The sequence below is a fragment of the Bacteroidota bacterium genome, assembly GCA_016720935.1.
Lineage (GTDB): Bacteria > Bacteroidota > Bacteroidia > AKYH767-A > 2013-40CM-41-45 > JADKJP01.
The window spans coordinates 105,147-131,512 of sequence record JADKJP010000007.1 but is presented as its reverse complement, the minus strand read 5'-3'; the positions used below and the strand labels follow the sequence as shown (position 1 = coordinate 131,512).

22 protein-coding genes and 2 tRNA genes are annotated in these 26,366 nt (G+C 41.6%); 15 read left to right on the top strand and 9 right to left on the bottom strand.

From position 1 onward, the window contains the following. Positions 1–165: 165 nt before the first annotated feature. From IPP86_14845 to IPP86_14825, 5 genes are all read left to right on the top strand, one after another. A complete protein-coding gene (locus IPP86_14845) occupies positions 166–1,398 on the top strand; it encodes an NAD(P)/FAD-dependent oxidoreductase (protein MBL0139781.1) in 1,233 nt (410 codons plus the stop codon). Positions 1,399–1,557: 159 nt separating this feature from the next. Beyond that, on the top strand, positions 1,558–3,906 hold the full coding sequence (locus IPP86_14840; GenBank protein ID MBL0139780.1) for a TonB-dependent receptor: 2,349 nt from the start codon (positions 1,558–1,560) through the stop codon (positions 3,904–3,906). Positions 3,907–4,132: 226 nt separating this feature from the next. Beyond that, positions 4,133–5,725 (top strand): S41 family peptidase, encoded by a 1,593-nt coding sequence (locus tag IPP86_14835; protein ID MBL0139779.1) that lies wholly within the window; start codon positions 4,133–4,135, stop codon positions 5,723–5,725. Between the two features lie 11 nt (positions 5,726–5,736). Then, positions 5,737–6,993: a T9SS type A sorting domain-containing protein gene (locus IPP86_14830; GenBank protein ID MBL0139778.1), complete on the top strand. Its 1,257-nt coding sequence runs from the start codon at positions 5,737–5,739 to the stop codon at positions 6,991–6,993. A gap of 97 nt (positions 6,994–7,090) precedes the next feature. After that, the gene (locus tag IPP86_14825) at positions 7,091–7,660 is read left to right on the top strand and encodes a YqgE/AlgH family protein (GenBank protein MBL0139777.1); all 570 of its coding nucleotides are present in this window, start codon (positions 7,091–7,093) and stop codon (positions 7,658–7,660) included. A gap of 75 nt (positions 7,661–7,735) precedes the next feature. On the opposite strand, the gene IPP86_14820 is transcribed toward IPP86_14825, so the two are convergent. From IPP86_14820 to IPP86_14810, 3 genes are all read right to left on the bottom strand, one after another. Then, positions 7,736–8,599, bottom strand: a complete 864-nt coding sequence (locus tag IPP86_14820) for a hypothetical protein (GenBank protein MBL0139776.1) — start codon at positions 8,597–8,599, stop codon at positions 7,736–7,738. A gap of 179 nt (positions 8,600–8,778) precedes the next feature. Continuing rightward, entirely contained in the window at positions 8,779–9,207 is a 429-nt protein-coding gene (locus IPP86_14815) for a GNAT family N-acetyltransferase (protein MBL0139775.1), read from the bottom strand. A gap of 99 nt (positions 9,208–9,306) precedes the next feature. Next, complete coding sequence (locus IPP86_14810) at positions 9,307–10,143, bottom strand: deoxyribonuclease IV (GenBank protein ID MBL0139774.1); 837 nt, start codon at positions 10,141–10,143, stop codon at positions 9,307–9,309. Positions 10,144–10,449: 306 nt separating this feature from the next. Here IPP86_14810 and IPP86_14805 point away from each other — a divergent pair. From IPP86_14805 to IPP86_14795, 3 genes are all read left to right on the top strand, one after another. Further along, positions 10,450–10,522: transfer RNA gene (locus IPP86_14805), tRNA-Lys, on the top strand. A gap of 50 nt (positions 10,523–10,572) precedes the next feature. Then, a tRNA-Lys gene (locus IPP86_14800) sits at positions 10,573–10,648 on the top strand. Between the two features lie 210 nt (positions 10,649–10,858). After that, on the top strand, positions 10,859–11,371 hold the full coding sequence (locus IPP86_14795) for a DUF4833 domain-containing protein (protein ID MBL0139773.1): 513 nt from the start codon (positions 10,859–10,861) through the stop codon (positions 11,369–11,371). A 30-nt stretch (positions 11,372–11,401) separates the two neighbouring features. On the opposite strand, the gene IPP86_14790 is transcribed toward IPP86_14795, so the two are convergent. The 4 genes from IPP86_14790 to IPP86_14775 all read right to left on the bottom strand — a co-directional run bounded on the left by IPP86_14790 (position 11,402) and on the right by IPP86_14775 (position 16,025). Beyond that, positions 11,402–12,562 (bottom strand): hypothetical protein, encoded by a 1,161-nt coding sequence (locus tag IPP86_14790; GenBank protein MBL0139772.1) that lies wholly within the window; start codon positions 12,560–12,562, stop codon positions 11,402–11,404. A 184-nt stretch (positions 12,563–12,746) separates the two neighbouring features. After that, the gene (gene dnaA / locus IPP86_14785; protein MBL0139771.1) at positions 12,747–14,186 is read right to left on the bottom strand and encodes a chromosomal replication initiator protein DnaA; all 1,440 of its coding nucleotides are present in this window, start codon (positions 14,184–14,186) and stop codon (positions 12,747–12,749) included. 143 nt (positions 14,187–14,329) lie between these two features. Further along, complete coding sequence (locus IPP86_14780) at positions 14,330–15,280, bottom strand: metallophosphatase (protein MBL0139770.1); 951 nt, start codon at positions 15,278–15,280, stop codon at positions 14,330–14,332. Continuing rightward, positions 15,255–16,025, bottom strand: a complete 771-nt coding sequence (locus tag IPP86_14775; protein MBL0139769.1) for a 5'-nucleotidase C-terminal domain-containing protein — start codon at positions 16,023–16,025, stop codon at positions 15,255–15,257. Before IPP86_14775 ends, IPP86_14780 begins: the two co-directional genes overlap by 26 nt. A gap of 71 nt (positions 16,026–16,096) precedes the next feature. Between IPP86_14775 and IPP86_14770 the strand changes: the two genes are divergently transcribed. Further along, on the top strand, positions 16,097–16,507 hold the full coding sequence (locus tag IPP86_14770) for an acyl-CoA thioesterase (GenBank protein MBL0139768.1): 411 nt from the start codon (positions 16,097–16,099) through the stop codon (positions 16,505–16,507). 74 nt (positions 16,508–16,581) lie between these two features. On the opposite strand, the gene IPP86_14765 is transcribed toward IPP86_14770, so the two are convergent. Together IPP86_14765 and ribD are read right to left on the bottom strand one after the other, a co-directional pair. Continuing rightward, positions 16,582–17,493: a M20/M25/M40 family metallo-hydrolase gene (locus tag IPP86_14765; GenBank protein MBL0139767.1), complete on the bottom strand. Its 912-nt coding sequence runs from the start codon at positions 17,491–17,493 to the stop codon at positions 16,582–16,584. Positions 17,494–17,545: 52 nt separating this feature from the next. Then, complete coding sequence (gene ribD / locus IPP86_14760; GenBank protein MBL0139766.1) at positions 17,546–18,586, bottom strand: bifunctional diaminohydroxyphosphoribosylaminopyrimidine deaminase/5-amino-6-(5-phosphoribosylamino)uracil reductase RibD; 1,041 nt, start codon at positions 18,584–18,586, stop codon at positions 17,546–17,548. 79 nt (positions 18,587–18,665) lie between these two features. Here ribD and prmC point away from each other — a divergent pair, with 79 nt between their 5' ends. The 6 genes from prmC (at position 18,666) to IPP86_14730 (ending at position 26,253) form a co-directional block, all read left to right on the top strand. Next, positions 18,666–19,547, top strand: coding sequence for a peptide chain release factor N(5)-glutamine methyltransferase (gene prmC, locus IPP86_14755; GenBank protein MBL0139765.1), 882 nt, complete (start codon positions 18,666–18,668; stop codon positions 19,545–19,547). A 38-nt stretch (positions 19,548–19,585) separates the two neighbouring features. Further along, positions 19,586–21,670: an NAD-dependent DNA ligase LigA gene (gene ligA, locus IPP86_14750; GenBank protein ID MBL0139764.1), complete on the top strand. Its 2,085-nt coding sequence runs from the start codon at positions 19,586–19,588 to the stop codon at positions 21,668–21,670. A gap of 33 nt (positions 21,671–21,703) precedes the next feature. Continuing rightward, complete coding sequence (locus tag IPP86_14745) at positions 21,704–22,231, top strand: hypothetical protein (GenBank protein MBL0139763.1); 528 nt, start codon at positions 21,704–21,706, stop codon at positions 22,229–22,231. Beyond that, positions 22,228–23,106 carry a 4-hydroxy-tetrahydrodipicolinate synthase gene (locus tag IPP86_14740; protein ID MBL0139762.1) on the top strand — a complete coding sequence of 293 codons (879 nt, stop codon included), beginning with the start codon at positions 22,228–22,230 and terminating at the stop codon, positions 23,104–23,106. The genes IPP86_14745 and IPP86_14740 overlap by 4 nt, the downstream gene beginning before the upstream one ends. Positions 23,107–23,278: 172 nt before the next feature. Further along, the gene (locus IPP86_14735; GenBank protein MBL0139761.1) at positions 23,279–24,178 is read left to right on the top strand and encodes a TonB-dependent receptor; all 900 of its coding nucleotides are present in this window, start codon (positions 23,279–23,281) and stop codon (positions 24,176–24,178) included. Beyond that, entirely contained in the window at positions 24,142–26,253 is a 2,112-nt protein-coding gene (locus IPP86_14730) for a TonB-dependent receptor (GenBank protein MBL0139760.1), read from the top strand. Before IPP86_14735 ends, IPP86_14730 begins: the two co-directional genes overlap by 37 nt. The last annotated feature ends 113 nt before the right edge of the window (positions 26,254–26,366 follow it).

The window sequence follows — 26,366 nt, the reverse complement described above, 5'->3', positions numbered from 1 at the left end:
ACTAAGCACCAGTCTCTAACCACCAAGCACTAACCACCAAGCACTAACCACCAAGCACTAACCACCAAGCACTAACCACCAAGCACTAACCACCAAGCACTAACCACCAAGCACTAACAACTAACAACTAACAACTACCAACGATTCCCTATCTTAGTCCACCAAATGGATTCACCCAGACATATCGCAATAATTGGTGCAGGTGCTGCCGGTTTCTTTGCTGCAATTCAGTCGGCACAAATGAATCCATCAGCAAGGGTGGTCATTTATGAAAAGAGTGATAAACTTTTAACCAAGGTCAGAATCAGCGGTGGCGGACGCTGCAATGTGACGCATCACTGTTTTGATCCTTCGGTTTTAGTACACTTTTACCCAAGAGGAAGTAAGGAATTGTTGGGTCCTTTTCATCGTTTTGGACCGGAACAAACAGTAGAATGGTTTCGGAATAATGGAGTTGATTTGAAAGTGGAAGAGGATGGGAGAATGTTTCCAATCAGCAATGATTCTTCTACAATTGTTGAATGTCTTTTGGAACAGGCAAACCGGGTAGGAGTGATTATAGAAAGGGAAGCCAAAGTGAAAAAGTTGCAGCCAATGCCTTCAAAAAAGATCCGTTTATTTTTTGACGGACACGAGGATGTTATCGCGGATGCTGTCCTTGTCGCCAGTGGCGGATTTCCTTCGCTTGCTTCCTTCAACTGGCTCGCGGATTTGGGACATAAAATTGTTCCTCCGGTTCCTTCATTGTTTACTTTCAATATGCCGGGAAATCAGATTACCTCGTTGATGGGACTGAGTGTTTCCAATGCATTGGTTAAGATTAACGGGACAAAATTTCAACAGGAAGGCCCACTCTTAATCACACACTGGGGAATGAGTGGCCCTGCGATTTTAAAGCTGAGTTCACTGGGTGCAAGAAAGCTGGAGGAATTGAATTATCAGTTTGAAATAAATGTCAACTGGACAGGTAAGCTCAATCAGGAGGAGATAAAAGAGTTCCTGCACTCTTTAAAAAAGAACTCTCCTAAAAAAGCCGTAGCACAAACACCATCTACCGGAATACCAAAACGATTATGGGAATTTTTAGTCTACAAAGCCGGTATTTCTGATGATACTATCTGGGCGGATTTTTCTTCAAAAGAATTGAATCGTCTTTCCGAAATTATTTATTCGGATAAATATACAGTCAGCGGTAAAACAACTTTCAAAGAAGAATTTGTAACCTGTGGTGGAGTTTCATTAAAGGAAGTTGATTTCAAAACCATGCAAAGTAAAGTTGTCCCTAATTTGTATTTCGCAGGAGAGGTATTGGATATTGATGCACTGACGGGTGGCTTTAATTTTCAGGCAGCATGGACAACCGGATATATTGCCGGCGAATCCATGTCAGGCGTATAGGCATATCAGGAAAAATCACATACACATATTGCCTGAATTGTTTGAAAAATCGGACCGGTTTTAAAATACTTTAGAACTCTCTCAACATCAATCTGTTCTATTTTATTTTCCGCTTCATCATTAGCGGAGTTTACTTATTTTTACTGCAAATATTTAAGTATGTACAAGTATCTATCCCTGGTGATCTTCATTTTTGCATTGTCAATGGAGTCAATGGCACAGCATACCGTCAGCGGAATTGTCTCGGATCAAAAGGACAAAACCAAATTTCTGGATAATGTTGCCGTATATATTCCGGATTTTAATCGCTATGATATTTCTAAAGAAGGAGGAACTTACATTTTACGAAATGTCGGAATAGGAGTGGTGAATATTCAGTTCACGAGAATCGGTTATAAATCTGTTGTTCGTACAATCAACACAAAAGACAGCGCCACTGTGCTCAACATTGAAATGGAGCCGTCTGCTATGGAATTGGAAGAGGTTGCAATTACGAGCAACAGTACAAAATTGCCGGATGATATACCTTATCCCGTAATCACTTATTCTGCACATGATCTCAAACGCGATGGAAATATGGGATTACTGCAACGCTTGTCATATGAGCAGGGTATTGATAAAATCTCTCTGGGAAACGGAATCACCAAACCTGTGATCCGTGGTTTATCATTCAACCGTTTATTGCTTTATCAATATGGTACACGGATTGATAATCAGCCCTGGGATGACCGTCACGACATGGGCATCAATGAAAATGGAGTCGATAAAGTGGAAGTCATCAAAGGCCCTGCCGCTTTGATTTATGGTGCTGATGCCATGGGAGGAACCATCATTTTTACGGATGAAAAACCGGCCATCAGTGGGAATGTAGTAGGCGATGTAAATCTTGGATTTCATACAAACACCTTGGGTATCGTTTCAGAAGCAGGTGTAAAAGGTACATCCGCAAAAGGACTTTTCTATTCCGTCCGCTTTGGCGCGAATTCTCATACCAGTTATGTACAGGGTGAAGGAGAAGAAGTGAAAAAGAATACGGAAGACAAAGAGTTTGCAGCCAATTCAAAATTCATGTCTACCAATGGTAAATTTGTGATTGGTATGAGTAAAAAATGGGGAGTCAGTAAATTCACTTATTCCTATTTGAATCAACAAATCGGAATTGTTGAAATTGAAAATGATTCAACCCTTGAACCCGGTGACCTCAATGCCGAACAACGTGACCGGGAAATGGAAGCTCCTTATCAGGATGTGACTTCCCATGTGGCGGCTCTGGAAAATACAATCGTGTTGGGTTCTTCGAAAGTCAATTTCAATTTATCATATCAGCTTAACGACCGTAAGGAATTCGAACCATTGCCTGATAAGCAAAAAGAAGATGCAATCGCGTTAAAACTTAATTCCATTACTTATGATTTAAAATATTCTTCCAATTCAGAGAAAAAATTTGGTTACACAATAGGAACACAGGGATTGATTCAAAGTAATAAGAATTCAGGAAAAGAAGGACTGGTTCCGGATGCTGACGAAACTGATCTTGGATTTTACGCCTTGATTCGCTATGATGTGAAGAAATGGAATTTCCTTGCCGGCGGCCGATTTGATGCGAGAAGTCTGAGTGTTAAATCCTATGAAAGTTCCGAAATTTCAGTAAGTCCGGATGAACGGCCATTTCTAAAATTTGACAGGAATTTCTCTCTGGCAAATGGTTCTATCGGTACTGCCTATCATCCGATTGAACACCTTACATTGAAGGCGAATGTTTCAACCGGTTTTACCGCGCCAAATTATGCTCAGTTGGGAGTGTATGGAAAACACGAGGGAACCTATCGTTTTGAAGCAGGAAATAAAAACCTCGACATTGAACAAAATTTGGAAGGCGATTTTGCTGCCATACTGAATAGCAAAAATTTAGATATCCATCTGGAAGGTTTTTATAATAAAATTACAGGTTATATTTATTTGAAAAATAACGGAGGATTCAAAACCGTTTCAATCGGTGGTGTAGATTCATTACTTCCGTTCTATGAATATCGCCAGGACGATGCTACAATTTCAGGCGCTGAATTTGCCCTTGATATCCACCCTGAAAAAGCGCAATGGATTGATTTGAATTTGTCGTACGGAATCATGAAGGCTGAATTGGAGAATGGAGGAAACCTACCCTATATACCGGCGGATAAATTTGTAGCCGCATTGAAATTTAAAAAGAACAAAATGAATTATGTGTACAATCCATACCTGCAGCTTGTATACAGCAAATATTTTGAACAGGGAGAAGTGGCCACCTTTGAAACAACAAGCGAAGGCTATGATCTTCTGGATCTCCACCTCGGAGGTAGTTTCCGCTGGGGACACGAGATGTTTGATTTGAGCATCTCGGCGAATAACCTGATGAACACCGGTTATTTCAATCATCTGTCACTCATCCGCACAATTGGAGTTCGTGATATGGGAAGAAACGTGTGTGTGAATCTGAAGATTCCTTTTGGAATAAAAAGACCTAAATAAAATCCGCTTAAAATTTCTTCATTTCTTCTTCAGATTATCTTGCCGGTAGAATGCTTGATTCCGGCAGGAGAGAAGCGTTTTATCACAAATTAGCCGGATTGCATGAAACTTTATTAAGATAGCTCCGGTTGAAAGAAATAAGCGCATTCACACTTATTAACACCTCTGTGCGTATCTTTGTATTTCCTTTAATTTATCTATGAAAATCAAAATGAATCAAAACGTGATTTCCCGTTACCTGGCATTAATTCTTACTGCTTACTTGTTCGCAGGAACTATTCATTCCTCATACTCACAGGCGCTCCAGCCTACAAAAATGGATTATGCTCTGGAAGTGATTAAATATTATTATGTGGATACGGTAAATGATAAGAAGCTTACCGAAGAAGCTTTGAAAGCGATGATCAAAACCCTGGATCCGCATTCAGTTTATATTCCGCTTGAGGAAATGCGTGAAATGAATGAACCATTGGTGGGTAAGTTTGAAGGAGTGGGAATTCAATTCAATATCCATGAAGATACCATCATGGTCACACAAACCATTCCCGGAGGCCCTTCTGAAAAACTCGGAATTCGTGCCGGTGACAGGATCGTTACCATTGATGATAAAAATGTAGCCAGTATCAAAATCACTAACAATGATGTCCTTAAAAAACTTCGCGGCGATAAAGGAACGAAAGTGAAAGTAGCGATTTTCCGTCGTGGGGTTCCTGAGCTTATTGAATACGTCATTACCAGGGATCAGATTCCATTGTTTAGTGTGGATGCCTCCTACATGGTCGCTCCGCAGATTGGTTATATTAAAATCAGCCGTTTTGCTGATTCAACGGTAGAAGAATTTAAAAAGGCTTTGAGCAAACTGAAAGAACAAGGCGCGACCAGTCTTATCCTGGATTTGCAAAATAACGGTGGTGGTTATCTCAACCGTGCTGTAGAACTTTCGGATGAATTCCTCTCTGAAGGAAAGAAAATTGTATACACACGAGGCAGAAACAGTCCGTCTGACGATTTTAATTCTACTACTACCGGAGGATGGGAAAAAGGAAAACTTGCAATTCTGATCGACGAGACATCCGCATCTGCTTCTGAAATTGTTTCCGGAGCTGTACAGGATTGGGACCGCGGACTGATTATCGGTCGCCGTTCATTCGGGAAAGGCCTTGTTCAGAAACCTTTTCAGTTGCCTGATGGTTCCGTCATCCGTTTGACCGTTGCACACTATTATACGCCTTCAGGAAGATGTATTCAGAAACCTTATCAATTGGGTGATGAAGATGAATACGATTCCGATCTGAACAACCGGTACAAACAAGGCGAATTGTTTAATGCGGACAGCATTCATTTTGCTGATTCAACAAAGTATTTTACCAATGCAAAACGTGTTGTAAAAGGTGGCGGTGGAATTATGCCGGATTTGTTTGTTCCACTTGATACAACTATGGGCAGCAATTATTACAGCAACCTGCTTCGCAAAGGAGCATTAAATGATTTTACACTGACCTATACCGATAACAACCGTAATCAGTTAAAAACAGATTATCCAACCATCCAGGTGTTCCGCGAGAAATTTAAAATTGAACAAAAATTCCTCGACGACTTTTTTGCATTTGCTGCAAAACAAGGGGTAACCATGGATACTGCCGGCTATAATGCTTCCTTACCGCTAATAAAAATTCAACTCAAAGCTTTGTTAGCCCGAAATCTTTGGGATACGGATGCATATTTTGAAGTGATCAATGATCTCAATGGTGCATTACAAAAAGCGATAGAAGCAATCAGCAACAACACATTCGAGAAAATGAAACTCGCCGGTAAATAATTTTTGTAATAATGCCAAGGCTCATACGTTTCTTTTTCTTCTTTGCCGGTATGGCACTGATTTCTTTGCCAGCGATTGCACAGATTTCATCTGTGAAAATCATGTGCTGGAATCTGCTCAACTGGCCGAATACCAGTTCGGCAACACAGGATAGTACCGATCGCTGTCCTGATTACCGTACAGTTGTGCAATACGAAGAACCGGATATTCTGGTCACAGAAGAAAATACTTCGACTTATAGTACCACCTGGTTTCTGAATAGTGTGATGAATGCCAATGGTCCTGTATACCGTCAGGGAACTTATATTCAGGGACAGGATACGAACAATGGCATCTTTTACAAGGATTCACTTTTTCGGTTTGTGAGTAACGTCCGGATTACAACATCGCTCAGAGACATCAGTCAATTTACACTTGTCTTCAAAGCGACGGACGATACAATTCTGATTTATGCTGTTCATCTTAAAGCGAGCAGTGGAACTTCCAATGAGTTGCAAAGAGCAGGGGAGGTGGACGATCTTCGGGCGGTTACTGATCAGCTGCCAGCCGGAACTAACTTTATAGTATGTGGTGATTTTAATATCTATGGCGACTATGAAAGCGCTTATCAGAAACTTCTTCAGCCGCATGCTGGTACTGATGGCAGGTTTTATGATCCGCTAATCATGACAGGCACCTGGAACGATCCGGTTTACAGTATTTATCACACTCAGTCGACAAGATTAAATTCCCTTGGCGGTGGTTCATACGGAGGTATGAATGATCGCTTTGATATGATTTTACTTTCTCGTGCTGTAACTGAACCCACAGGTATTTATTATCAACCCGGTTCGCTCACACCGATGGGAAACGACGGAAACCATTACGATCAGTCTGTGAACTATGGCACCAATACCGCTGTTCCCACAAACGTGGCGAATGCTTTGTATTACTCTTCTGATCATTTACCGGTATATGCATGGTTTGATATCGGTCCGACTAGCGGAATAGAAGAACAAAATACTTCTGTCTTTAACCTGAATGTGTATCCAAATCCAATTCAGGATCATGGGAAAATTACTTTTCAAACAACACATTCAGCTTATGCAAACCTGCAGCTGAGCGATATTACCGGAAAAGTCATCTGGGATTCCGGGATGAATTTTTACCCGCCGGGAAGGTCAGAACTTGAGATTCCAGCTTTTTTATTGAAAAATCCTGGTCTTTATTTCCTTTCCTTGAAATCAGATAATATACTGATTAACAAGAAGATACTTATTCTCAATTAATTTTTTATTGGTTTTTAATAAGACAAACTGCTTTCAGGCGTTTGTACTGGAACTTTTGTATCCAATTTTAGTTAAAGCAATATAAACGTAAACCAACATGGCCAAGAAGAGCAGTCGGAAACCTAAACCGAAAGTAGGCGCCTTGCTGATCTCTGAGCCTTTTAACCCTGAGCCAACATTTAAACGTTCTGTGGTGCTGATCAGTCAGCATACCAAGAAAGGTTCCATCGGATTTATCATCAATAAACCTACACCTTTATTGATCCACGAGGCATTGGATGATTTCCCTGAATTCGATGCTCCTGTATATTGGGGCGGATCTTTACGTTTGGATTCTATTTATTATGTGCATTCCGTTCCCGCATTGGAGGGGAGTCACAAAATTGCAGAGGGTGTATACTGGGGAGGAAATTATCAGCAATTAAAAATGATGATCGAAGCCGGTGAGATTTTGCCGGATCAGATAAAATTCCTTGCGGGATATTCAGCATGGGATTCCAAGCAACTGGAAGAAGAAATAAAATCAGAAAACTGGTGGATTACTGAAGCTGATCAATACAGCACATTGCTTGAAGAACCAACAGTGGTCTGGGGAAGTGTACTTCGGAAAATGGGTCACGTATACGGAATCCTGAACAATTTCCCTGAGGATCCGGGGATCAATTAAAACTCACAAAACTTTATAATGAAAAAGCTCACAGGACAATTCCGGTGAGCTTTTTCTTTTTTATTATTTTATTATTCAGGGACGAAGATGGAAGCTCACTGTATTTCCATTCTTAGTGACTGTAGCAAGATCATCGCAGCTTCCGTTTCCGAAATCAATTGTGCGCACTATTCCGCTTGAAGGAGTGATGGCGATCGTACCGCTGGTGATCCAATAGCATGAATTGTCGCGGATAAGATCTGTTATCACTGCGCTGAATACATCACCGGAATTATTGGTGGAATTGGCAGTGCCATTTACTTTGTAAATGTCGTTGACATACAAACTGTCACCATATCCCTGGATCATTTCACGGGTACGCTGACTGTTCCATGTTCTCCACGTGCCGTCAGGACGTGTAACTTTCATGTTTACAGCATTGATGCTCCAGTTCATGTTTCCGGATGTATTAAAGCCGTTGTTGGTAACAGTTCTGGTTCCTTCGATATGACGGCCATTCACAAAGTAATTGTCAAAAGTAACTACCCAGGAAGCTCCCGGAGTGAAATAGCCTCCTCCGGTGTAAGTAACAATCACTTTACCACTGCGCAGTCGGCCATCATGACCGGTACAACCCGTACCGAAATCAATTGTTAATGTATGATTCACAGTGTCTCTGGTTACTAATGCGCATCCCGTAAAATTGAACTGAAGATCTTCCGCAGGAGCACCGGTACGCTGGTCAATGCCACCGGTAGTGGATGTTGAAGCCTGCGCTACCATATTGTCCACATCAGAATAAATGTTTTCTGTTTGTCCAAGATCCGCGGCAGAGCTTGAAAAGTCGTCTTTGTTGTCAGATAAATTGTTGTTTTCTTTTCTGCAACCACTCATCATTGTCATAGCTGACACGGCAATACCAATTGTCAGTAAGGAAAGAAGATTTTTTGTCTTGCTCATTTTTAAAATGTTTTTGTAATGGGGTTTTTTAGAATTGTGATTTTATGAGCTTAAGACCCCCGGGACAGGCAATGGTTTAAATCGTTTATTGTTAATTGATATTTTTTATTTTGAATGGTAGTGAAAATTCATTTTTCCTTTAAAATATCAGGTAAAATGAGGCTTTTCTGCCCTTTGGCTCATTTAAATTTATACGTAAAATGGTGAGAAACAATGTTGAATCCTTTGTTCAGATACAATCGATGGGCATCATAGCGCTCCGGAAAACAGCCGGAGTCAAGATGAATTTGCTCACAACTATTTTTTCTCGCTTCATCAAATACGTAATCCAACAGAGCGGAAGCATAACCCTTTCCTCTTCCTTCAGCAACTGTTCCGAGATCGTCAATGTATATCGCTTTTCCCCAAGCCAGGAGGTTTGCATACCTGTACCCACAAAAGCAGGGAACTTTTCCATCGTCTTCTACATATATTAATATATATCCTTCAGACATCATCCCTGTGATTCTCTCAACAATGTTTTCTCTTGTCATCTTTGGACGAAGCGAATGAATCGCATCGAAACATTTCAGGATTTCTTCAGGTGTACTTGCGCGTTTTACTTTCATTTTTTTTTTAGTGCTTAGTGGTTAGTTGTTAGTGGTTAGTGCTTAGTGCTTGGTGGTTAGTGCTATCTTGAAACCGTTATAAACCTTGAACATCGAACCCTAATCCAGGCTCCTCAGTATATCCAAGTTCTTTCTGTCCATATCATCCTCTTTATCTGTTTCGAGAACTTTTGGAAGTTTTGCAAAATGTTTTAAAGCGAGTTTGAAGGCTTCGATTCCAATTTTTCCTTTTCCAATATGTTCGTGTCGATCTGTTTTACAGCCCAATTCTCCTTTGGAATCATTCAGATGAATGGCCTGAAGGTGACTCAGTCCGATGTGCTTTTCAAATTCCGATATGGTTTCTTCGAATGCGGTCCGGGTACGCAGATCATAACCTGCGGCAAATGCATGACACGTATCAAAACAAATTCCTATTCGAGAGGATGAAGCACCATGCAACATTTTTCCAAGCTGTTCAAAAGAGTGACCAACGCTTGATCCCTGACCGGCTGTATTCTCCAGAAGAATTTTTACATGCGAATGAGCTGTACTTTTCAAAACATGCTTTAGTCCATGTATAATGTTTTCTATTGCAATTTCCGGTGACTGACTTTTAGCAGCACCCGGATGCAGTACACAAAAGGAAAGCCCGAGGTCATGGCATCTGTGAACTTCTCCGGTCAACGCGTCTACAGATTTTCTTCTCAATTCAGGATCTTCACTGGCGAGATTCAACAAATAGGAGCAATGTGAAAACACTATTTTGACCTTACTGGATTTCCAGGCAGCTTCAAATTGTGAGGCCTGTTCTTTATCGATGGATTTGTTAATCCATTGTCGTTGATTTTGTGTAAAAATCTGAAAAGTATCAATGCCTAATGCGTTCGCTTCTTCAAATGCATTATGAAGTCCGCCACTAATTGAACAATGAACACCAAGAAGTGTGGGTTTCATAGATATTGGATGGAAGTTGGTCTTCTAAAGGTAATATTTCCCTCTCTTTTGATTGTTCAGAATCATATTTTGAGGAAAAAATGCCGGGCCATTTCAGTGTACTTACATTTTTTTTGAATAACCTATTAATGCAACTGTTGAAGACATCCGGACTCCAGGAAGAATTGAACTGTTTCAGCCTGAGAATCAAACGTATGAAGCAATCACCCATGAATGCCTGAAAACTTAGTAAATTTGAAATATTTTTCCACAAACTATTGCAGATTCCCGAATAATCCTATTTTTGCACCCGCTTTAAACAAGTAGGATTCCGTAGCTCAGCTGGTAGAGCAATACACTTTTAATGTATGGGTCCTGGGTTCGAGTCCCAGCGGGATCACTGAAAACAAAAAAAGGAACTGTATGGTTCCTTTTTTTTTCCTTTTAATTGTCTTCGTAGCTCAGTTGGTAGAGCAGCTGACTCTTAATCAGCGGGCCACAGGTTCGAGTCCTGTCGAGGACACCAATCCGGAAAAGATTCTGAGATTACTGATACACTAGCATAATTAAATTTTACATCGATCAATTTTCTTTTTTTTCAGAGGATCGGGATCATCGAAAATCAGAACTTAAGCCATTCGACTTCGTATATGATTGCAATACTTTAATCCGATCCATGTTAAGATACCTGATCCTAAGCTTACTATTTATATTTCCATGTGGGATCAATTGGAGCATGGCTGACAATACAATTAGTTCGAGAAGCGCTTTGGCAGCAAGTTATCCCGTACCTCCTCAAACAGACCACAGTTTATTTTATGTCCAAAGGAGTAAGAATACCAATTCAATTGTATACGAAACCAATTATTTGCCTTCAGGCAAAATCAACCTCGAGGATCCTGTTAAAATTTACTGGCTGCAATACGCTACTGACAGTTCACGTACGGATTTGAATTATGTGCAACGCCGCTATGCATACGGAATTCAGGCAACACCTGTGAAAGGGCATCCCGGACAATTTGTATTGAATTTTGTGTCCTATGAGAAAAAGAAATTTTATCTCATTGGAGATGCTGACGGAAAAAAATACAAAGCATTTGTTTCCATCAACGGGAAGATGGCAGAATTAAAAAGGATCTTTATTTATCTGGATGGCGGTACTTTTTGGTTTCCCAATATTGTGGATATAGAAATTACCGGAAAAGATCCATTAACACAGCAGCCAATCATAGAGCATTTTAAACCCTGATCTATTTTTTCAATCAGGCAACCTATCTATTCAAATCATCGGATGACGCTTGAATTCTGCTGTTCTGTCAAATAGAAAACGGTAAGTAACCAGTGTCCTGCTTTTGTACGTTCCCAGATTTTCAGCGATACTGATCATTTTGGGATTGAAATCTCCGATCCATTGCATTTCAAAATCGTCGTAGAGTTTTTCTTTCTGTATGAGTGCGGCTCCTTCAACAATCATAAAGCTGTCAATTCCTTTGCCCTGAAATTCAGGTACAATTCCAAAAACCAGTCCGATGAATTTTTTGGTTTTTCTTCGTTTCAAAAGAAGAATGAACTGAAGTTTTTGGATCCAACCAAATTTCCCTTTGAAACGGGCAAAGATTTGGTTGATATCCGGGAGATTGACCCACATGGCTATTGGTTCATTCTTGTAATACACATACCAGATGACTTTTTCATCGATGACAGGTTTCATGGATTTAAAAAATTTCTGGACCTGCTTTTTTTCCAGATCCTTCCCGGCACCATGCTTGTTGCCCCATGCTTTATTGTATACTGTCCTGAAATCTTCTGCATATTTTTCCAGATCTTTTTTCCTGAGATGTCGAGCCTGGTAATCCGGATTACTTTTTACATTCAGATGTCTTTCATAAAATTTTGGCAACAACTTGCTCATGACTTTGAGCGAATAACACCATTGTTCAAAGTATGTCTTGAATCCATAGGACTCAAACAGTTCTTTATAATAAGGTCTGTTATAATTCATCTTATAAGGAGTAGGAGTGAACCCCTCCGTAATCAAACCCCACCAGCTATCTCGTTCCCCGAAATTTATCGGGCCATCCATAGCTTCCATGCCTCTTTCTTCAAGCCATTTTTTTCCGGTTTCAAAAAGCAAGTGAGCAGCTTTTTGGTCGTTGATACATTCAAAGAAGCCAATACCTCCGGTATAGGGATGTTCTCTTTTGGCTAATTTATCATTGATAAAAGCGGCGATTCTTCCAATACATTCACCCTGATCATCGCGAAGTACGAATCGTGTGCATTGACCATGGCGAAAAAACTTGTTTTGTGCCGGGTCAAAAACAGCTTTTATATCTTTTTCCAAAGGCATAGCCCAATTCGGATCATCCGCATAAATTTTACGGCTGATGTTGAGGAAATCTTTTTCGTCCTTTGCGGAGCTTACTTCAGTGATCTTCATAGCATGTTGGCTGAACAAAATTAATTTTTTTTGGACAGGATCGACTCTTTAAATTTTAACTTATTCGGATCGGATAGAGTCATGAGACCACTTGTATAAGCAATTCATCCTGCCGGCCGTCCGGGTATAAAAAAAGCCGCCCTGAAAGCTCAGGGCGGCTAATGTTTGGTTTTGGTTAAACGAACTATTTTCCGTTGATGCTGATCTTCTTCTGAAGCTCAAGAACACTTGCTTTAAACTTCTTATCAGTTTCAATGAGGTTATTGACGGTCCGGCAGGCGTGAAGCACTGTAGCGTGGTCTTTTCCGCCACAATGAGCACCAATACTGCTCAGAGATGACTTGGTCATATTCTTGGCGAAATACATGGCAATCTGGCGTGCCTGAACAACCTGGCGTTTGCGGGTCTTTGACTTCAACATTTCGATTGGAAGGTCAAAATAGTCACAAACAACTTTTTGGATGTAATCGATAGAAACTTCGTGAGTAGTATTTTTCACGAATTTGTCGATCATCTGTTTGGCAAGCTCCAGAGTAACCGCTTTTTTGTTCAGGGAAGCCTGTGCAAGGATTGAAATCAATGCACCTTCCAGCTCACGAACATTGGAAGTGATGGAGTAGGCGATGTATTCCACGATGTCCTTTGGAAGTTCAATTCCATCCAGGTACATCTTCTTATTCAGGATAGCGATACGTGTTTCGAGGTCGGGCATTTGAAGATCCGCAGCCAGTCCCCACTTAAAGCGACTGAGCAAGCGCTGTTCCATACCTTGCAGATCCACAGGGGCTTTATCCGATGTAAGGATAAGTTGTTTACCGGTCTGATGGAGGTGATTGAACACATGGAAAAACACATCCTGAGTCTTTTCTTTACCTGCAAAAAACTGGATATCATCGAGGATCAGTACATCAATCATTTGATAAAAATGTACGAAATCGTTTTGCTCGTTATTTTTTACGGCATCAATAAATTGATGCGTAAATTTTTCAGAAGAAACGTAAAGAACTGTTTTCCCGGGATGTTGATTTTTAATTTCAATACCAATCGCGTGCGCGAGGTGGGTTTTTCCCATTCCAACGCCACCGTAGATCAGTAATGGATTAAAAGAAGTGCCACCAGGCTTGTTTGAAACCGCGTAACCGGCAGATCGTGCAAGTCTGTTACAATCACCTTCGATGAAATTCTCAAAGGTGTAGTTTGGATTCAGTTGAGATTCAACGTTTACCTTTTTCAGACCGGGAATGATGAATGGATTCCGGATCGTACTGTTGCTGTTTGCATTCAGCGGTACAGTTACAGGACTGTTTTTCAGATCACCATGAGTCCGGGTAGGGATTTTCACAGTGTAAGGTTTTGCATCCGCATTCGCGTGCTCCATCACGATACTGTACTCGAGACGGCCTTCCGTACCGAGTTGCTGACGGATTGTTTTGCGAAGCAGGGTGATGTAGTGTTCTTCGAGCCATTCGTAGAAAAACTGACTGGGCACTTCGATGGTCAGAATTTTGCCTTCCAGCTTAACAGGTTTGATAGGTTCGAACCAGGTTTTAAAACTTTGAGCACTTACGTTGTCCTTAATGATCTGCAGACATTTTTTCCAAACACTCTCGCAAGTTTTCTCCATAGTTGTCTCCAAGAAAATTTTTTTTAATGGTTGTGTTTCGTTTTCCAATTTGTGTTCCCTTTCCCTCGAAAGAGGAATTTCTTAGTGATATTGAGTACTGAAATTCGCTAACAAAGATTCTTCAAAAAAAAATAAAAAAAAAATTAAACGGCTATTGTTTTTCTAGAAATTTTTACACTTGAGCCGAATGATTCTTTTTTTCCGGAATGTACATTGTAGTAGAAGTCGACACGACCCAAACGAATACCTGCCCAGCCTACCTGTGCAACGAGTACTTGTTTTCCGTCAGTGTTTTTATACGATACAGGTTCATCCAGGAATGTATGAGTGTGTCCACCCAGGATAAGATCAATGTTTGAAGTTTGCTGAGCAAGAATTTCATCTGAAATTTTTTTCTCGTTGTATTTGTAACCCAGGTGAGACAAACAGATTACCAGCTGGCAATTCATTTCGTGTTTTAACAACTGTGCAGTCGCGTTTGCTTTTGTCACCGGGTCGGTGTAGCGTGTGTTTCCGTAAAGTTTTGCGTCTACCAGTCCCTGGAGTTCGATACCAAGTCCGAAGACGCCAATGTTCAGGCCTCCTTTCTGAAATATTTTGTAAGGTATGATTTTTCCGTTCAATGCGGTATCAGAAAAATCATAATTTGCGTTTACGAATGGAAAATTTGCATGTGGCATTTGTTTTATCAATCCGTCAATTCCATTATCAAAATCATGGTTGCCGATTGTCGCCGCGTCATAGCCCATATCACTCATCAGACTAAGTTCCAGTTCTCCACCATACAAATTGAAGTAGGGTGTACCCTGAAAAATATCACCTGAATCCAGAAGCAGGACATTTTTTTCTTCCGCACGAATCTTCCGGATCAGGGCTGAACGTCTTGCAACACCTGCCATTCCCGGGTATTTCGGATCATTGTCAGGAAAAGGATCAATTCGGCTATGCACATCGTTGGTATGTAGGATCGTCAGTTTAACGAGTTCATGACGAGCCCAGAGCTCCGACGGAATACCGGTCAAACCGATTAGTGCCGCGCTGCCTGCAAGATTTCGTATGAAGGTTCTTCTACTTGACATAGCTGATTCTGCCATCGGGCTCAACAGAAATTTTTTGTTCTGTTTTTCCCTGGATGTATAAATACTGAATAATCGCGTCTCTAACTTTCAATCCGGTTGATTCCCGCAAGGTGGACTCTGAAAACATTGAGAATTGATCGCCACCGTTTGCAAGATAATCAGAAGTGACTACTTTGTATGTTTTGCTGGAATCAAATGGTGCTCCCTGGATTGTAATGTTTATTGCGTGCTTATCCTGAATCTGAAAACGGGTACCTGAAACAGGTGCTCCGTCTTTGGAAGCGATGAAGTTAAAAATTTTTTTGACACTTTCACCATTCATTGTTAAAACTACCAATTCATTTTCAAAAGGCATCAATTCGTATACATCGCCCTTCGTAATATTTCCTTTCGGCAATCCTTTTCTCAAACCTCCATTGTTCAGCACCAGGAAATCCGGAGCCTTGCCATCTGCCGGGCTGTAACGCTGAGTACATTGCAACATACATGCATCTGAAACCAGATTTCCCAGTCTGCTTTCAGGAGTGGCTTTCTCCAGAGGATGCACACTCTCTGCAAGTACGATACTCATATCGCCCGACATTTTCTCCCTGTAAGGCCGGATTCTTTTATCAAGTACAGAATCAATGTCAGCATTTCCATCTTTTGAAAATGCATATTCCTTTGTTTCTGTTTTTTGTAAACTGACTTTTGTAGAACAACCGGTTAACAGGGTAATGGTCAGCGCGAAAAGCAATAAATTCCGATGGACCAAAATCATTTTTGTAAATTACTCAACAATGATAAAGAATTTTAATTCCATTTTTATCTTCACAGAAAAATTTATTTGCAATGTATACGAGCGAAGTACAGGTGAGAGTGCGCTATGCAGAAACTGATCAAATGGGTTATGTTTACTATGGAAACTACGCCGCTTATTTTGAAGTGGCCCGCGTAGAAGCATTACGCAGCCTTGGTTTTAGCTATAAGAAACTGGAAGAAGATGGTGTGATGCTACCTGTCTTGGATTTTTCCGTGAAATATTTTAAACCTGCTTTTTACGATGATGTATTAACCATTCGAACAACAATACGTGTAATGCCTCAGGCACGTATTCATTTTGAATATGATACATACAACGAAAAAGAAGTCTTGTTAAATTCAGCAAGCACAACCCTCGTTTTCATCAATCGAAAAACAAATCGTCCTTGTCCTGCTCCGGAAGATTTTAGAAAGTCAATCGGGAAATATTTTGATATATAATATATATACACTTGCAGAAAGGCAAGTAAAGGAATGATTCCGGTCAGTAGTGAAAAAAGATTTAACCAAAATTATTATAAGACCTTCATCAGATACTTATAAAGATCCACCATTGCAGTAATATCCTTTTTATTTACCTTTTCATCCGGACTATGCACATTTTCTTCCGCGGCACCAATGAAACACCAGTCGATCGGGTAGGGCTGTTTTTGCAATTCAGTACCATCGCTTCCTCCGGACCCTTCAACTTCCAGCTGAAAAGGAATTCCGCTTTTCTGCGCGTGTTGAATAATTTGATTTAAAAATTTTCTTCTGGGTAAACCTGTATCACGCATGGAGATAACTACTCCTTTACCGGCATGAACTCCTTCCGTAATCCATGTGATATCACTGATAAGCGCTTTTCGAATTCCGTATTTTTCAAAAAGAAATCTGGAAAGATAGGGAACACTTCCACCACCATGTTCTTCCCAACAAGAAAATACAACGGCCCCGTTTTCAAGAGTTTCACAAACTTTTAATGCATTCCAGACTCCCAGACGATTATCCATGTAGCAACATTGAACGCTGCTTTCGTCTTCTCTCCAATCGGGAAAATACGATAGATTCGTTCCTCTGTCAATCTCGCGATCTCCTTTATACAAAAGATGATTTTCGTCATCAATGACTACTTCGCATTGTACCGTACCCTGACTATCTTGTCCAACCAGCTTTGTTCCGCTCTTGAGATGTGGCCCGCCGATTTTTACCAATTGATCTGAATATCTGACTGTGAAGCCAATATTATCTATATGCGCATAGATGGAAGTTCTCGGTTTACCAAATATCAGTACAATGCAATCCTGGAAATCTTCTCCGCAATAAATTTCAGGTTGAACTTTCCACTTGTTATTGTTTTTCCGGATGTAATCCAATAAAAATTCATTCATGTGACCTTCATCACCTGAAGGAGCGGCAATAGCGCAAAGTTGTTTCAATAATTCCATAAATCTGTTCTTGAGTTTTGGATGAAATGTCAGAATAAATGAAAGACAGAGTTTATTTTCTCAGTATCACCAATGTGTCATCAGAAATGGTATATTGAGAAATTACCTTTCCTTCAATCAATGGAGCGGTTTTTCCTTTACCCAGCCATTTATTTCCGGTAAAAACACGTGCTTCGTCCCATGTTTCGGCGTCGATAAATTTTTGCAAAAGCAATTGTCCGCCTTCTACAATTACTGATTGAATATTTCGTTCAAAAAGAATTTTCAAAATTTGGGGAATAACTGACTCTTTAAAATTAACCTGAATCCATTCGTTCAATCCCGATTCCCGGTTTTCTTTCTCATTGATTATTAAGGTTCGGATTTTCCCATTCATCAGATGAAGATGCGAGGGTAATTTTAAAGAACGATCAATAACAATGCGTAGAGGATCTTTACCTGACCATTCACGAACATTCAACTCCGGGTTATCTATCAATGCTGTTTTTGTCCCAACCATGATTCCCATCTCTTCGCTTCTCCATTTGTGTACCAGCTTTTTACTGTAGGAATTGGTTATCCATCTGTTTTCGGGATTTGGCTCTATAGGGGAGATATAACCGTCTAAACTTTTTGCATATTTTAATATAACGTACGGTCTTTTTTCAGTATGAAAAGTAATGAATCGTCGGTTTAATTCCATTGCTTCTTTGGAACAAACACCATTTATTACATCAATTCCGGAATTTGATAATTTACGAATTCCTTCGCCATTTACCAGTGAAAATGGATCCTGCATACCGACAACTACTTTCCTGAATTTTTTCTGAATAATCAGATCACAACAGGGAGGCGTTTTTCCGTGATGAGAGCAGGGTTCCAGGTTAACATACATGGTTGCATTGGCGAAAACTGATTCGGGATGGGTTTTCAAAGCATCATTAATCGCATTCACTTCAGCGTGTGCCTGACCAAACTCCTGATGAAAACCCTCGCCAATAATCTTTCCGTCCAGAACAATCACTGCTCCAACCATTGGATTTGGCGCCACTTTGCCCAGTCCGGATTCAGCCAGTTCCAGGCAACGATGCATGAATATCTCATCCGATGTCATCCTGCGAAAGTAATTAATTGGAAACAAATGTTACTACAATGATTGTGAATTGAAGCGGATGAGTATTTTTGAGCTGTCTATGAAGCTGAAAGAACTTGTTGCAAAATTCCGGGTTGATCTCGGCGAACTGTATTCCAAAGAAGAACTTGAAGAAGTCATCTTTCTCATTTTGGAATCTGAATTAAAATTTAAACGAACGGACCTTGTTTTGCAGGCTGACCGCAAACTTCACATGTCAGAGCTGATGCGGCTGAATGAATTGCTCGGATATCTGCAAAGAGGAATGCCTGTTCAATATATATTGGGACATGCCTGGTTTGACGGGTGGAAATTTAAGGTGAATGAACATGTCCTCATTCCGAGACAGGAAACTGAAGAACTGATTCGCTGGATTGAATCCACATCGAAAAAGGAAGATGGCGCATTACCTTTGCAATTCCTTGAAGTAGGAACCGGAAGTGGTTGCATTGCCATCAGTTTACGGAAACGTATTCCCAATAGTCGCGGTGTTGCCATTGACATTTCTCCGGAAGCCCTGGAGGTTGCTTCTGCAAATGCAAAAAATCTGGCTGTAGACATATCTTTTGTACAAGGTGATATTTTGCGGTGGCAACAATGGTTAGGAGAAAATCCTGCACTGGCGGAACAAAAATTTGATCTGATTGTAAGTAATCCGCCTTATGTTTTGCAGCGTGAAAAATCATTAATGCATATACGTGTGACTGAATTTGAGCCTCATCTGGCATTATTTGTACCGGATCAGGATCCACTGATCTTTTATAAAAAAATTTCAGAGTTTGCGGAGAAGATGTTGAAGCCCGGAGCTTATCTTTATTTTGAAATCAACGAAGCTTTTGGTGCTGAAGTAATGGAGTGTATGAAAAAGTATGGTTTTGAAAATGTTGAATGTAAAAAAGATCTCCAGGGAAAAGACAGAATGGTGAGAGGGCGTAAGGCATAAGATGTAGTGGATTCAATACGTTTTGAATAGAATAAAGAATGACAGAACAACAGGCAAAACACCGAATCGAACAATTGACTCATTTGATTGATGAGCATAATTATAAATATTATGTGGAGTCAAAGCCCGTCATTTCAGATTTTGAATTTGACGAATTGCTTCTTGAGCTGATAAAACTTGAAAAAGAGTACCCTCAGTTTACTTCTCCTGATTCGCCAACCCAAAGGGTAGGCGGAGCTGTTACAAAAGAGTTCAAAGCGGTCAAACACAAATATCCGATGCTTTCTCTCGGAAATACCTATTCCGAGGATGAACTCCGTGATTTTGATGAACGTGTAAGGAAAGTAACCGGTGACGATGTTGAATATGTATGCGAATTGAAATTTGACGGAGTCGCGATCGGTCTCACGTATCGTGATGGAAGATTGGTCCAGGCAGTTACCCGAGGTGATGGTGTTCAGGGCGATGATATTACTGCCAATGTAAAAACCATAAAGAGTATTCCGCTGCGTCTTAAAAAAGGAGATTATCCGGATGAATTTGAGATTCGTGGTGAAATCTTTATGCCACGTTCTTCTTTTGATCGCATCAATTCAGAAATGGAAAGTCAGTTGCGTGAAGATGGCTATGATGATGTGGAAATTTCTGAACGATTATTGAAGAATCCGAGAAACGCCGCTTCAGGAACTATTAAAATGCAGGATTCGGCGGTTGTGGCTAAACGAAAACTGGATTGCTATTTGTATTTTGTTCTTGGAGATTCCATTAATTTCAAAACACATTTTGAGTCCTTGCAAAAAGCAGGAGAATGGGGTTTTAAAATCAGTGAACATTCAAAAATTTGTAAAAGTCTGGACGAAATTTTTGAATTTCTCAATAAATGGAATGTCAAAAGACATGAATTACCCTATGACACTGATGGTGTTGTAATCAAAGTGAATTCTCTGGCCCAGCAACGTGATCTTGGTTTTACCGCTAAGTCACCGCGATGGGCGATTGCATATAAATTTAAGGCAGAAAGTGTTTCCACGGAATTAATCTCCATCAGTTACCAGGTTGGTCGTACAGGTGCAATCACCCCTGTTGCAAATTTAAAGCCGGTCCAACTTGCCGGTACTACTGTGAAACGTGCCACTTTACACAATGCGGATCAGATTCAAAAACTGGATCTGAGAATCGGAGATCACGTCTTTGTAGAAAAAGGAGGTGAGATTATTCCCAAAATCACAGCTGTAGATTTAAGTAAAAGAGCTGATACAAGCCGACCGGTACACTATATTAGTGAATGCCCGGAATGCGAGACAAGTCTGATCCGCAGAGAAGGTGAAGCTTTGCATTATTGTCCGAATTCAAATGGCTGTCCTCCTCAAATCAAAGGAAGGATAGAACATTTTATCAGTCGGAGAGCCATGAATATCGACAGTCTGGGCGAAGGAAAAGTGGAAATGCTTTTTGAGAACAAATTGATACATACTCCTTCAGATTTATACAAGCTTGATTACGATTCCCTGATCGGACTGGAGAAAATCATTGAACCGGAAGAAGGAGGGAAGGCTAAGAAAATAAGCCTCCAGGATAAATCTGTAAAGAAAATTTTAAACGGAATTGAAGAATCGAAAACCGTTCCATTTGAACGGGTTTTGTATGCGATTGGAATTCGTTTTGTAGGGGAAACAGTGGCAAAAAAACTTGCGCTGCATTTTAAATCCATTGAAGCTTTGGAAGCCGCAGGACTTGAAGAACTTTTACAGGTAGAAGAAATTGGAGAAAAAATTGCGGAAAGTGTTCTGGAATTCTTCAAAGAAAAGGCTAACCGTCAATTGATTCATGATTTGAAAAAAGCCGGGCTGCAGCTGGAATTGTCGGCTTCCTCCATTCCCAAGAAGCTCAGTGCCAAACTGGAAGGGAAGACTTTTGTAGTTTCAGGTGTTTTCTCTAATTTCAGCCGAGATGAAATCAAGCTACTGATCGAGCAGCACGGTGGGAAAAATCAAAGCGGAGTTTCCGCAAAGACTAATTTCCTACTTGCAGGTGATGAAGCCGGTCCCAGTAAATTGGAGAAAGCCAAAAAACTGAATGTTCGGATTATCGGAGAAAAGGAATTTTCCGAAATGATTAATTGATAATTGAAGCTGACAAAAAAAATACGCGCAAAATTGGGACAACTCAAGTTTCAGAATGATCTTCAGAAGATCAAAATGAAACGTGAGGTTGTCAGCTTTGATGATGCCGTAAAAATTGGTTTGTTGTATGATGCCACGGATGAACGGGACTATGAAGTAGTAAAAGCATATGTAAAACAAATCAGATCAACTTACAAAAAGGAAATTCTGGCATTGGGTTATGTTGATAAGAAAGTATTACCATCCGGACAGTTTGCTCAATATGGTTTGGATTTTTTCACCAAAAAAGACCTTGATTTCAGGTTAATTCCCAAAGATCCGATTGTCCAGAATTTTATCAATGAGAAATTTGATATTCTCGTCAATTTCAATTCAGGTAAATGTTTTCCTTTGCATTACATATCGGCAATGTCACATGCCCGTTTTCGCATTGGTCGCTTCGATCGCCGTTACATGAATTGTTATGATATGATGGTTCAGATTACCGATGATCCGCCGATTAAAAATGTAATAGAAGAAATTCAGGTTTTTTTACGTCAACTTAGAAGTCAGAATTCATGAACTTAAATAAACTCAAAGGCACCGGAGTCGCACTGGTCACTCCCTTTCATAAAGACGGAAGTATTGATTTCAAAGGTTTTCGAAAACTGATTGATCGTTGTATTGATGGGAAGGTAGAATACCTGGTTCCCCTGGGCACAACAGGAGAGTCAGCTACGTTGTCTAATGATGAAAAACGTGCAGTTTTGGATTTTGTCATTGAGATCACGGATAAACGTGTGCCTGTCGTGCTTGGCTTAGGAGGGAACAATACTCAGGAAATTCTTCACACGCTGGAAGAATGGGATTTCGCGGGAGTGGATGCTATTTTATCGGTTTCACCATATTATAATCGCCCTTCACAGAGAGGAATTTATCAGCATTATAAAATGATTGCCAATTCCAGTCCGGTTCCGGTCATTCTTTACAATGTTCCTTCCAGAACCGGTTCCAATCTTGACGCCGACACAATTCTTTCTCTTGCTCATGATGTAAAAAATATTGTTGGGATAAAAGAGGCATCCGGGAATATTGAGAAGTCCATGAAAATCATTCAGAACCGTCCCAAGGACTTTTTACTGATCAGTGGAGATGATACCATCACTTTGCCGCTGCTGGCCTGCGGTGGTGATGGGGTGATTTCCGTCATCGCGAATGCCATGCCGAAGGATTTTTCCGAAATGGTCAGGCACGGACTCGATGGAAATTTTGACCGTGCCCGGAAATTGCATTATAAACTTCTGGAAATCACGCATGCCATTTTTGTGGATGGAAATCCATCCGGAATAAAAGGCCTGCTCAGTGTGCTGAATGTATGTTCAGAACATGTTCGCCTTCCTTTGATGAGTGTTGGAAAATCCACCATGAACAAATTCGAAACGCTACTCAAAGCCTGATTTTTACTGCTAAACCTACTCTCCAAAATGCATTATTTGTTGTTTTAGCAATTGAATTTTGTCTGTCAGGGGATGAATCATTCACCTTTACGAACCTTATAAAATAATGCATGCATGAAACTATTCATGTGGCAAATTGTTGTATCCGCAAAGATCTTTATCACTATAAAAAATGAAAATTACAGGTCGGATTTGGGTATTTGTGTGTTTGTTCTGTTTTGTTGGCAAACTTTCCGCCCAAACAGGAACCATCAGGGGTACTGTTGTCAATAAGCTAAATAACGAAGCGGTTCCATTTGCGCCCATTGCAATAACCGGAACTACTCTCGGAACGACAAGTTCAGAAAACGGTACGTTTGAATTAAAAGGTCTTCAGCCGGGAGTCTACAATCTTGAAGTCGCTGTGATCGGTTTTAAAAGATTCACTTTGTTTGATGTTGAAGTAAATCCTACACGAATTATTCAAATTAAAATTGAACTGGAAGAAGAACTCCGGAACCTTGATGAGGTGGTTGTCAAACCATCTGCTTTCGTCAAGATTGAAGAGACACCGGTATCAATTCATAATATCGGGGAAGTTGAAATAAAAAGAAACCCGGGAGCGAATCGGGATATCTCAAAAGCACTGCAGTCTTTGCCGGGAGTAGCGGCTACCGCCAGTTTCCGAAACGATTTGATTATCCGTGGCGGTTCTTCGAATGAAAACAGGTTTTATCTGGATGGAGTGGAAGTTCCTAACATCAACCATTTTTCCACCCAGGGCGCTACCGGCGGACCGGTTGGAATGATCAATGTAGATTTTATCCGCGAAGTGGATTTCTATTCCGGTGCTTTTCCTGCATCACGCGGAAACGCGATGAGCGCGGTCCTTGATTTCAAAATGAAAGATGGGAAAGATGATAAAATGGGTTATGGTTTTACTGTAGGCGCCTCGGATCTGGCCGCTACTGTGGAAGGACCACTTTCAAAAAAGACCACTTTCATCGCATCCTGGCGAGAAGGAGTTATCTGCAGTTTCTTTTCAAAGCAATTGGATTGCCTTTTCTGCCTAAGTATGATGACTTCCTGGTAAAATCAAAAATCAAACTGGACTCAAGGAATGAAATTACCATTTTGGGTTTGGGAGCCATTGATGATGTGACTCTGAATCTTGACCAGAATGAAACTGATTTTCAAAAATACATTCTTGGAAATATTCCGGTGAATTCTCAATGGAATTACACCGGTGGTATCATCTATAAACACTACCAGGCCAATGGATATTATACAGTTGTACTTAGCAGAAATGCATTGAACAACCAGGCAATAAAATACGCGAAGAATGATGACTCTTCTCCGAATAATCTGATTCTCGATTACAACTCTTCCGAAGAAGAAAACAAATTCCGCGTTGAACACACCAGCCGACTCAAAGGCAATAAAATTACTTTTGGAATCAGCGCGGAAGATGCCAGGTATACCAATACAACCTTTAACAAAGTGCCTTTTGTCGGCACAATCAATTACAATTCAAGTCTGAGTCTTCTGAAATACGGAGCATTCGCACAATTGAGCCGTGAGATTTTTGGAGATAAATTATCGGTTTCCCTGGGCTTAAGAATCGATGGAACGAATTATAATTCCGAAATGTCGAACCCGTTCCATCAGTTTTCTCCTCGTTTCTCCGCTTCGTATGCATTGAGCGAAAGATTCAGGTTGAATGGGAATGCCGGCATGTATTACCAACTGCCTGCGTATACTATTCTTGGCTATCGTGACAGTGCATCCGCTCTCGTGAATAAAGAAGTAACCTATATCCGTTGCGATCACTATGTCGGAGGAATCGAATACACCACACCATCTTTGTTACGCGTGACCGTTGAAGGTTTTCTGAAAAATTATTCTTCCTATCCTTTTGATCTCAGGGATTCACTGAGTATTGCCAACCAGGGAAGTGATTTTGGAGTTGTAGGAACAGTTCCTGTTATTTCAACGAACAAAGGCCGGGCATATGGTGCTGAAGTATTGATACAACAGAAGCTGAACAAAAGCGTCTATGGAATTCTCGCTTATAGTTTTGTACGTAGTGAATTCCAGGATCTGAACGGAAAATATATACCTGCAAGCTGGGATTACCAGCACATTCTCAGTCTGACCGCCGGTAAATACCTGAAAAAAAACTGGGAGATCGGAGCTCGTTTCCGATTTAACAGCGGAAGTCCGTATACACCTTACCAGCTTGCCGCTTCAATGCAAAAAGTAAATTTTGACATCACCGGACAAGGTATTCTTGATAAGCAAAAACTGAATTCAAAAAGGACCGAAGCTTTTCATCAGCTTGACGTTCGTATCGATAAGAAATATTTTTTCAAAAAATGGAGTCTGAACGTTTACCTCGATATTCAGAACCTCTACAATAGTAAGACGAAATTGAATCCTTATCTGAGTGTTCAAAGGGATGCGGATGGAATTCCATTGACGGATCCTGCTGCGACAGGATATTATCTTCCGAAATTCATCGATAATGAATCAGGCACTGTTATTCCAACGATAGGACTGATTGTTCAGAACTTCACAAAATTCCTGGTCACCGGTGGTCGGGTTCCTTTGGCCCCCCGCCCCCCGGGCCCCCCCCGGCCCGGGGGGGGGGCGGGGGGGCCCCCGCCCCGGCCCCCCCCCCCCCGGATTCCCCCCCCCCCTATTTTTTTTTTCCCCCCCCCCCCCCCCCGGCCCCCCTCCCGCCCCCTTTGGCCCGGGGGTTTTTTGGGGGGGGAGGGGGGGGGGGGTCGGGGCCCCCCCCTGGGGGGGGGGGGCCCCCCCCCCCCCCCCCCCCCCCCCCCCCGCCGGCCCCCCTTTTTTTGCCCGGCCGCCCCCCCCCCCCCCCCCGCCGGCCCCCCCCGGGGCCCCCCCCCGCCGCCCCCCCCCCCCTTTTTCCTCCCCCCTCCTTTCCCCTGCGGGGTTGGGCCCCCCCCCCCCCCCCCCCCCCCCCCCCCCCCCCCCCCCCCCCCCCTTCCCCTCCCCCCCGCGCCCCGGGGCGGCCCGGCCCCCCCGCCCCCTTCCGGTGGGGGGGCCCTGGTTGGGGTGAGGGGGGGGGCCCCCCCCCGCGCCCGGCGGGGCCGGGCCGGGCCCCCCCCTCTTCCCCCCCCCCCCCCCGCCGGCCCATTGTAATTTTGTAACCCGCCGCCGGGGGGGGGGGGGGCCCGGGCCCCCCCCCTGTTTTTTCTCCTCTGGGGGGGGAGAAGGAGGCCCTTCCTCCCGGGAAAAGGGGGTTTTTTTTCCTT

Coding starts and splice junctions, on each gene's coding strand:
- IPP86_14845 (MBL0139781.1), top strand. CDS start 166: ATGGATTCACCCAGACATATCGCAATAATTGGTGCAGGTGCTGCCGGT.
- IPP86_14840 (MBL0139780.1), top strand. CDS start 1,558: ATGTACAAGTATCTATCCCTGGTGATCTTCATTTTTGCATTGTCAATG.
- IPP86_14830 (MBL0139778.1), top strand. CDS start 5,737: ATGCCAAGGCTCATACGTTTCTTTTTCTTCTTTGCCGGTATGGCACTG.
- IPP86_14825 (MBL0139777.1), top strand. CDS start 7,091: ATGGCCAAGAAGAGCAGTCGGAAACCTAAACCGAAAGTAGGCGCCTTG.
- IPP86_14820 (MBL0139776.1), bottom strand. CDS start 8,599: ATGAGCAAGACAAAAAATCTTCTTTCCTTACTGACAATTGGTATTGCC.
- IPP86_14815 (MBL0139775.1), bottom strand. CDS start 9,207: ATGAAAGTAAAACGCGCAAGTACACCTGAAGAAATCCTGAAATGTTTC.
- IPP86_14810 (MBL0139774.1), bottom strand. CDS start 10,143: ATGAAACCCACACTTCTTGGTGTTCATTGTTCAATTAGTGGCGGACTT.
- IPP86_14795 (MBL0139773.1), top strand. CDS start 10,859: ATGGCTGACAATACAATTAGTTCGAGAAGCGCTTTGGCAGCAAGTTAT.
- IPP86_14790 (MBL0139772.1), bottom strand. CDS start 12,562: ATGAAGATCACTGAAGTAAGCTCCGCAAAGGACGAAAAAGATTTCCTC.
- dnaA (MBL0139771.1), bottom strand. CDS start 14,186: ATGGAGAAAACTTGCGAGAGTGTTTGGAAAAAATGTCTGCAGATCATT.
- IPP86_14780 (MBL0139770.1), bottom strand. CDS start 15,280: ATGGCAGAATCAGCTATGTCAAGTAGAAGAACCTTCATACGAAATCTT.
- IPP86_14775 (MBL0139769.1), bottom strand. CDS start 16,025: ATGATTTTGGTCCATCGGAATTTATTGCTTTTCGCGCTGACCATTACC.
- IPP86_14770 (MBL0139768.1), top strand. CDS start 16,097: ATGTATACGAGCGAAGTACAGGTGAGAGTGCGCTATGCAGAAACTGAT.
- IPP86_14765 (MBL0139767.1), bottom strand. CDS start 17,493: ATGGAATTATTGAAACAACTTTGCGCTATTGCCGCTCCTTCAGGTGAT.
- ribD (MBL0139766.1), bottom strand. CDS start 18,586: ATGACATCGGATGAGATATTCATGCATCGTTGCCTGGAACTGGCTGAA.
- prmC (MBL0139765.1), top strand. CDS start 18,666: ATGAAGCTGAAAGAACTTGTTGCAAAATTCCGGGTTGATCTCGGCGAA.
- ligA (MBL0139764.1), top strand. CDS start 19,586: ATGACAGAACAACAGGCAAAACACCGAATCGAACAATTGACTCATTTG.
- IPP86_14740 (MBL0139762.1), top strand. CDS start 22,228: ATGAACTTAAATAAACTCAAAGGCACCGGAGTCGCACTGGTCACTCCC.
- IPP86_14735 (MBL0139761.1), top strand. CDS start 23,279: ATGAAAATTACAGGTCGGATTTGGGTATTTGTGTGTTTGTTCTGTTTT.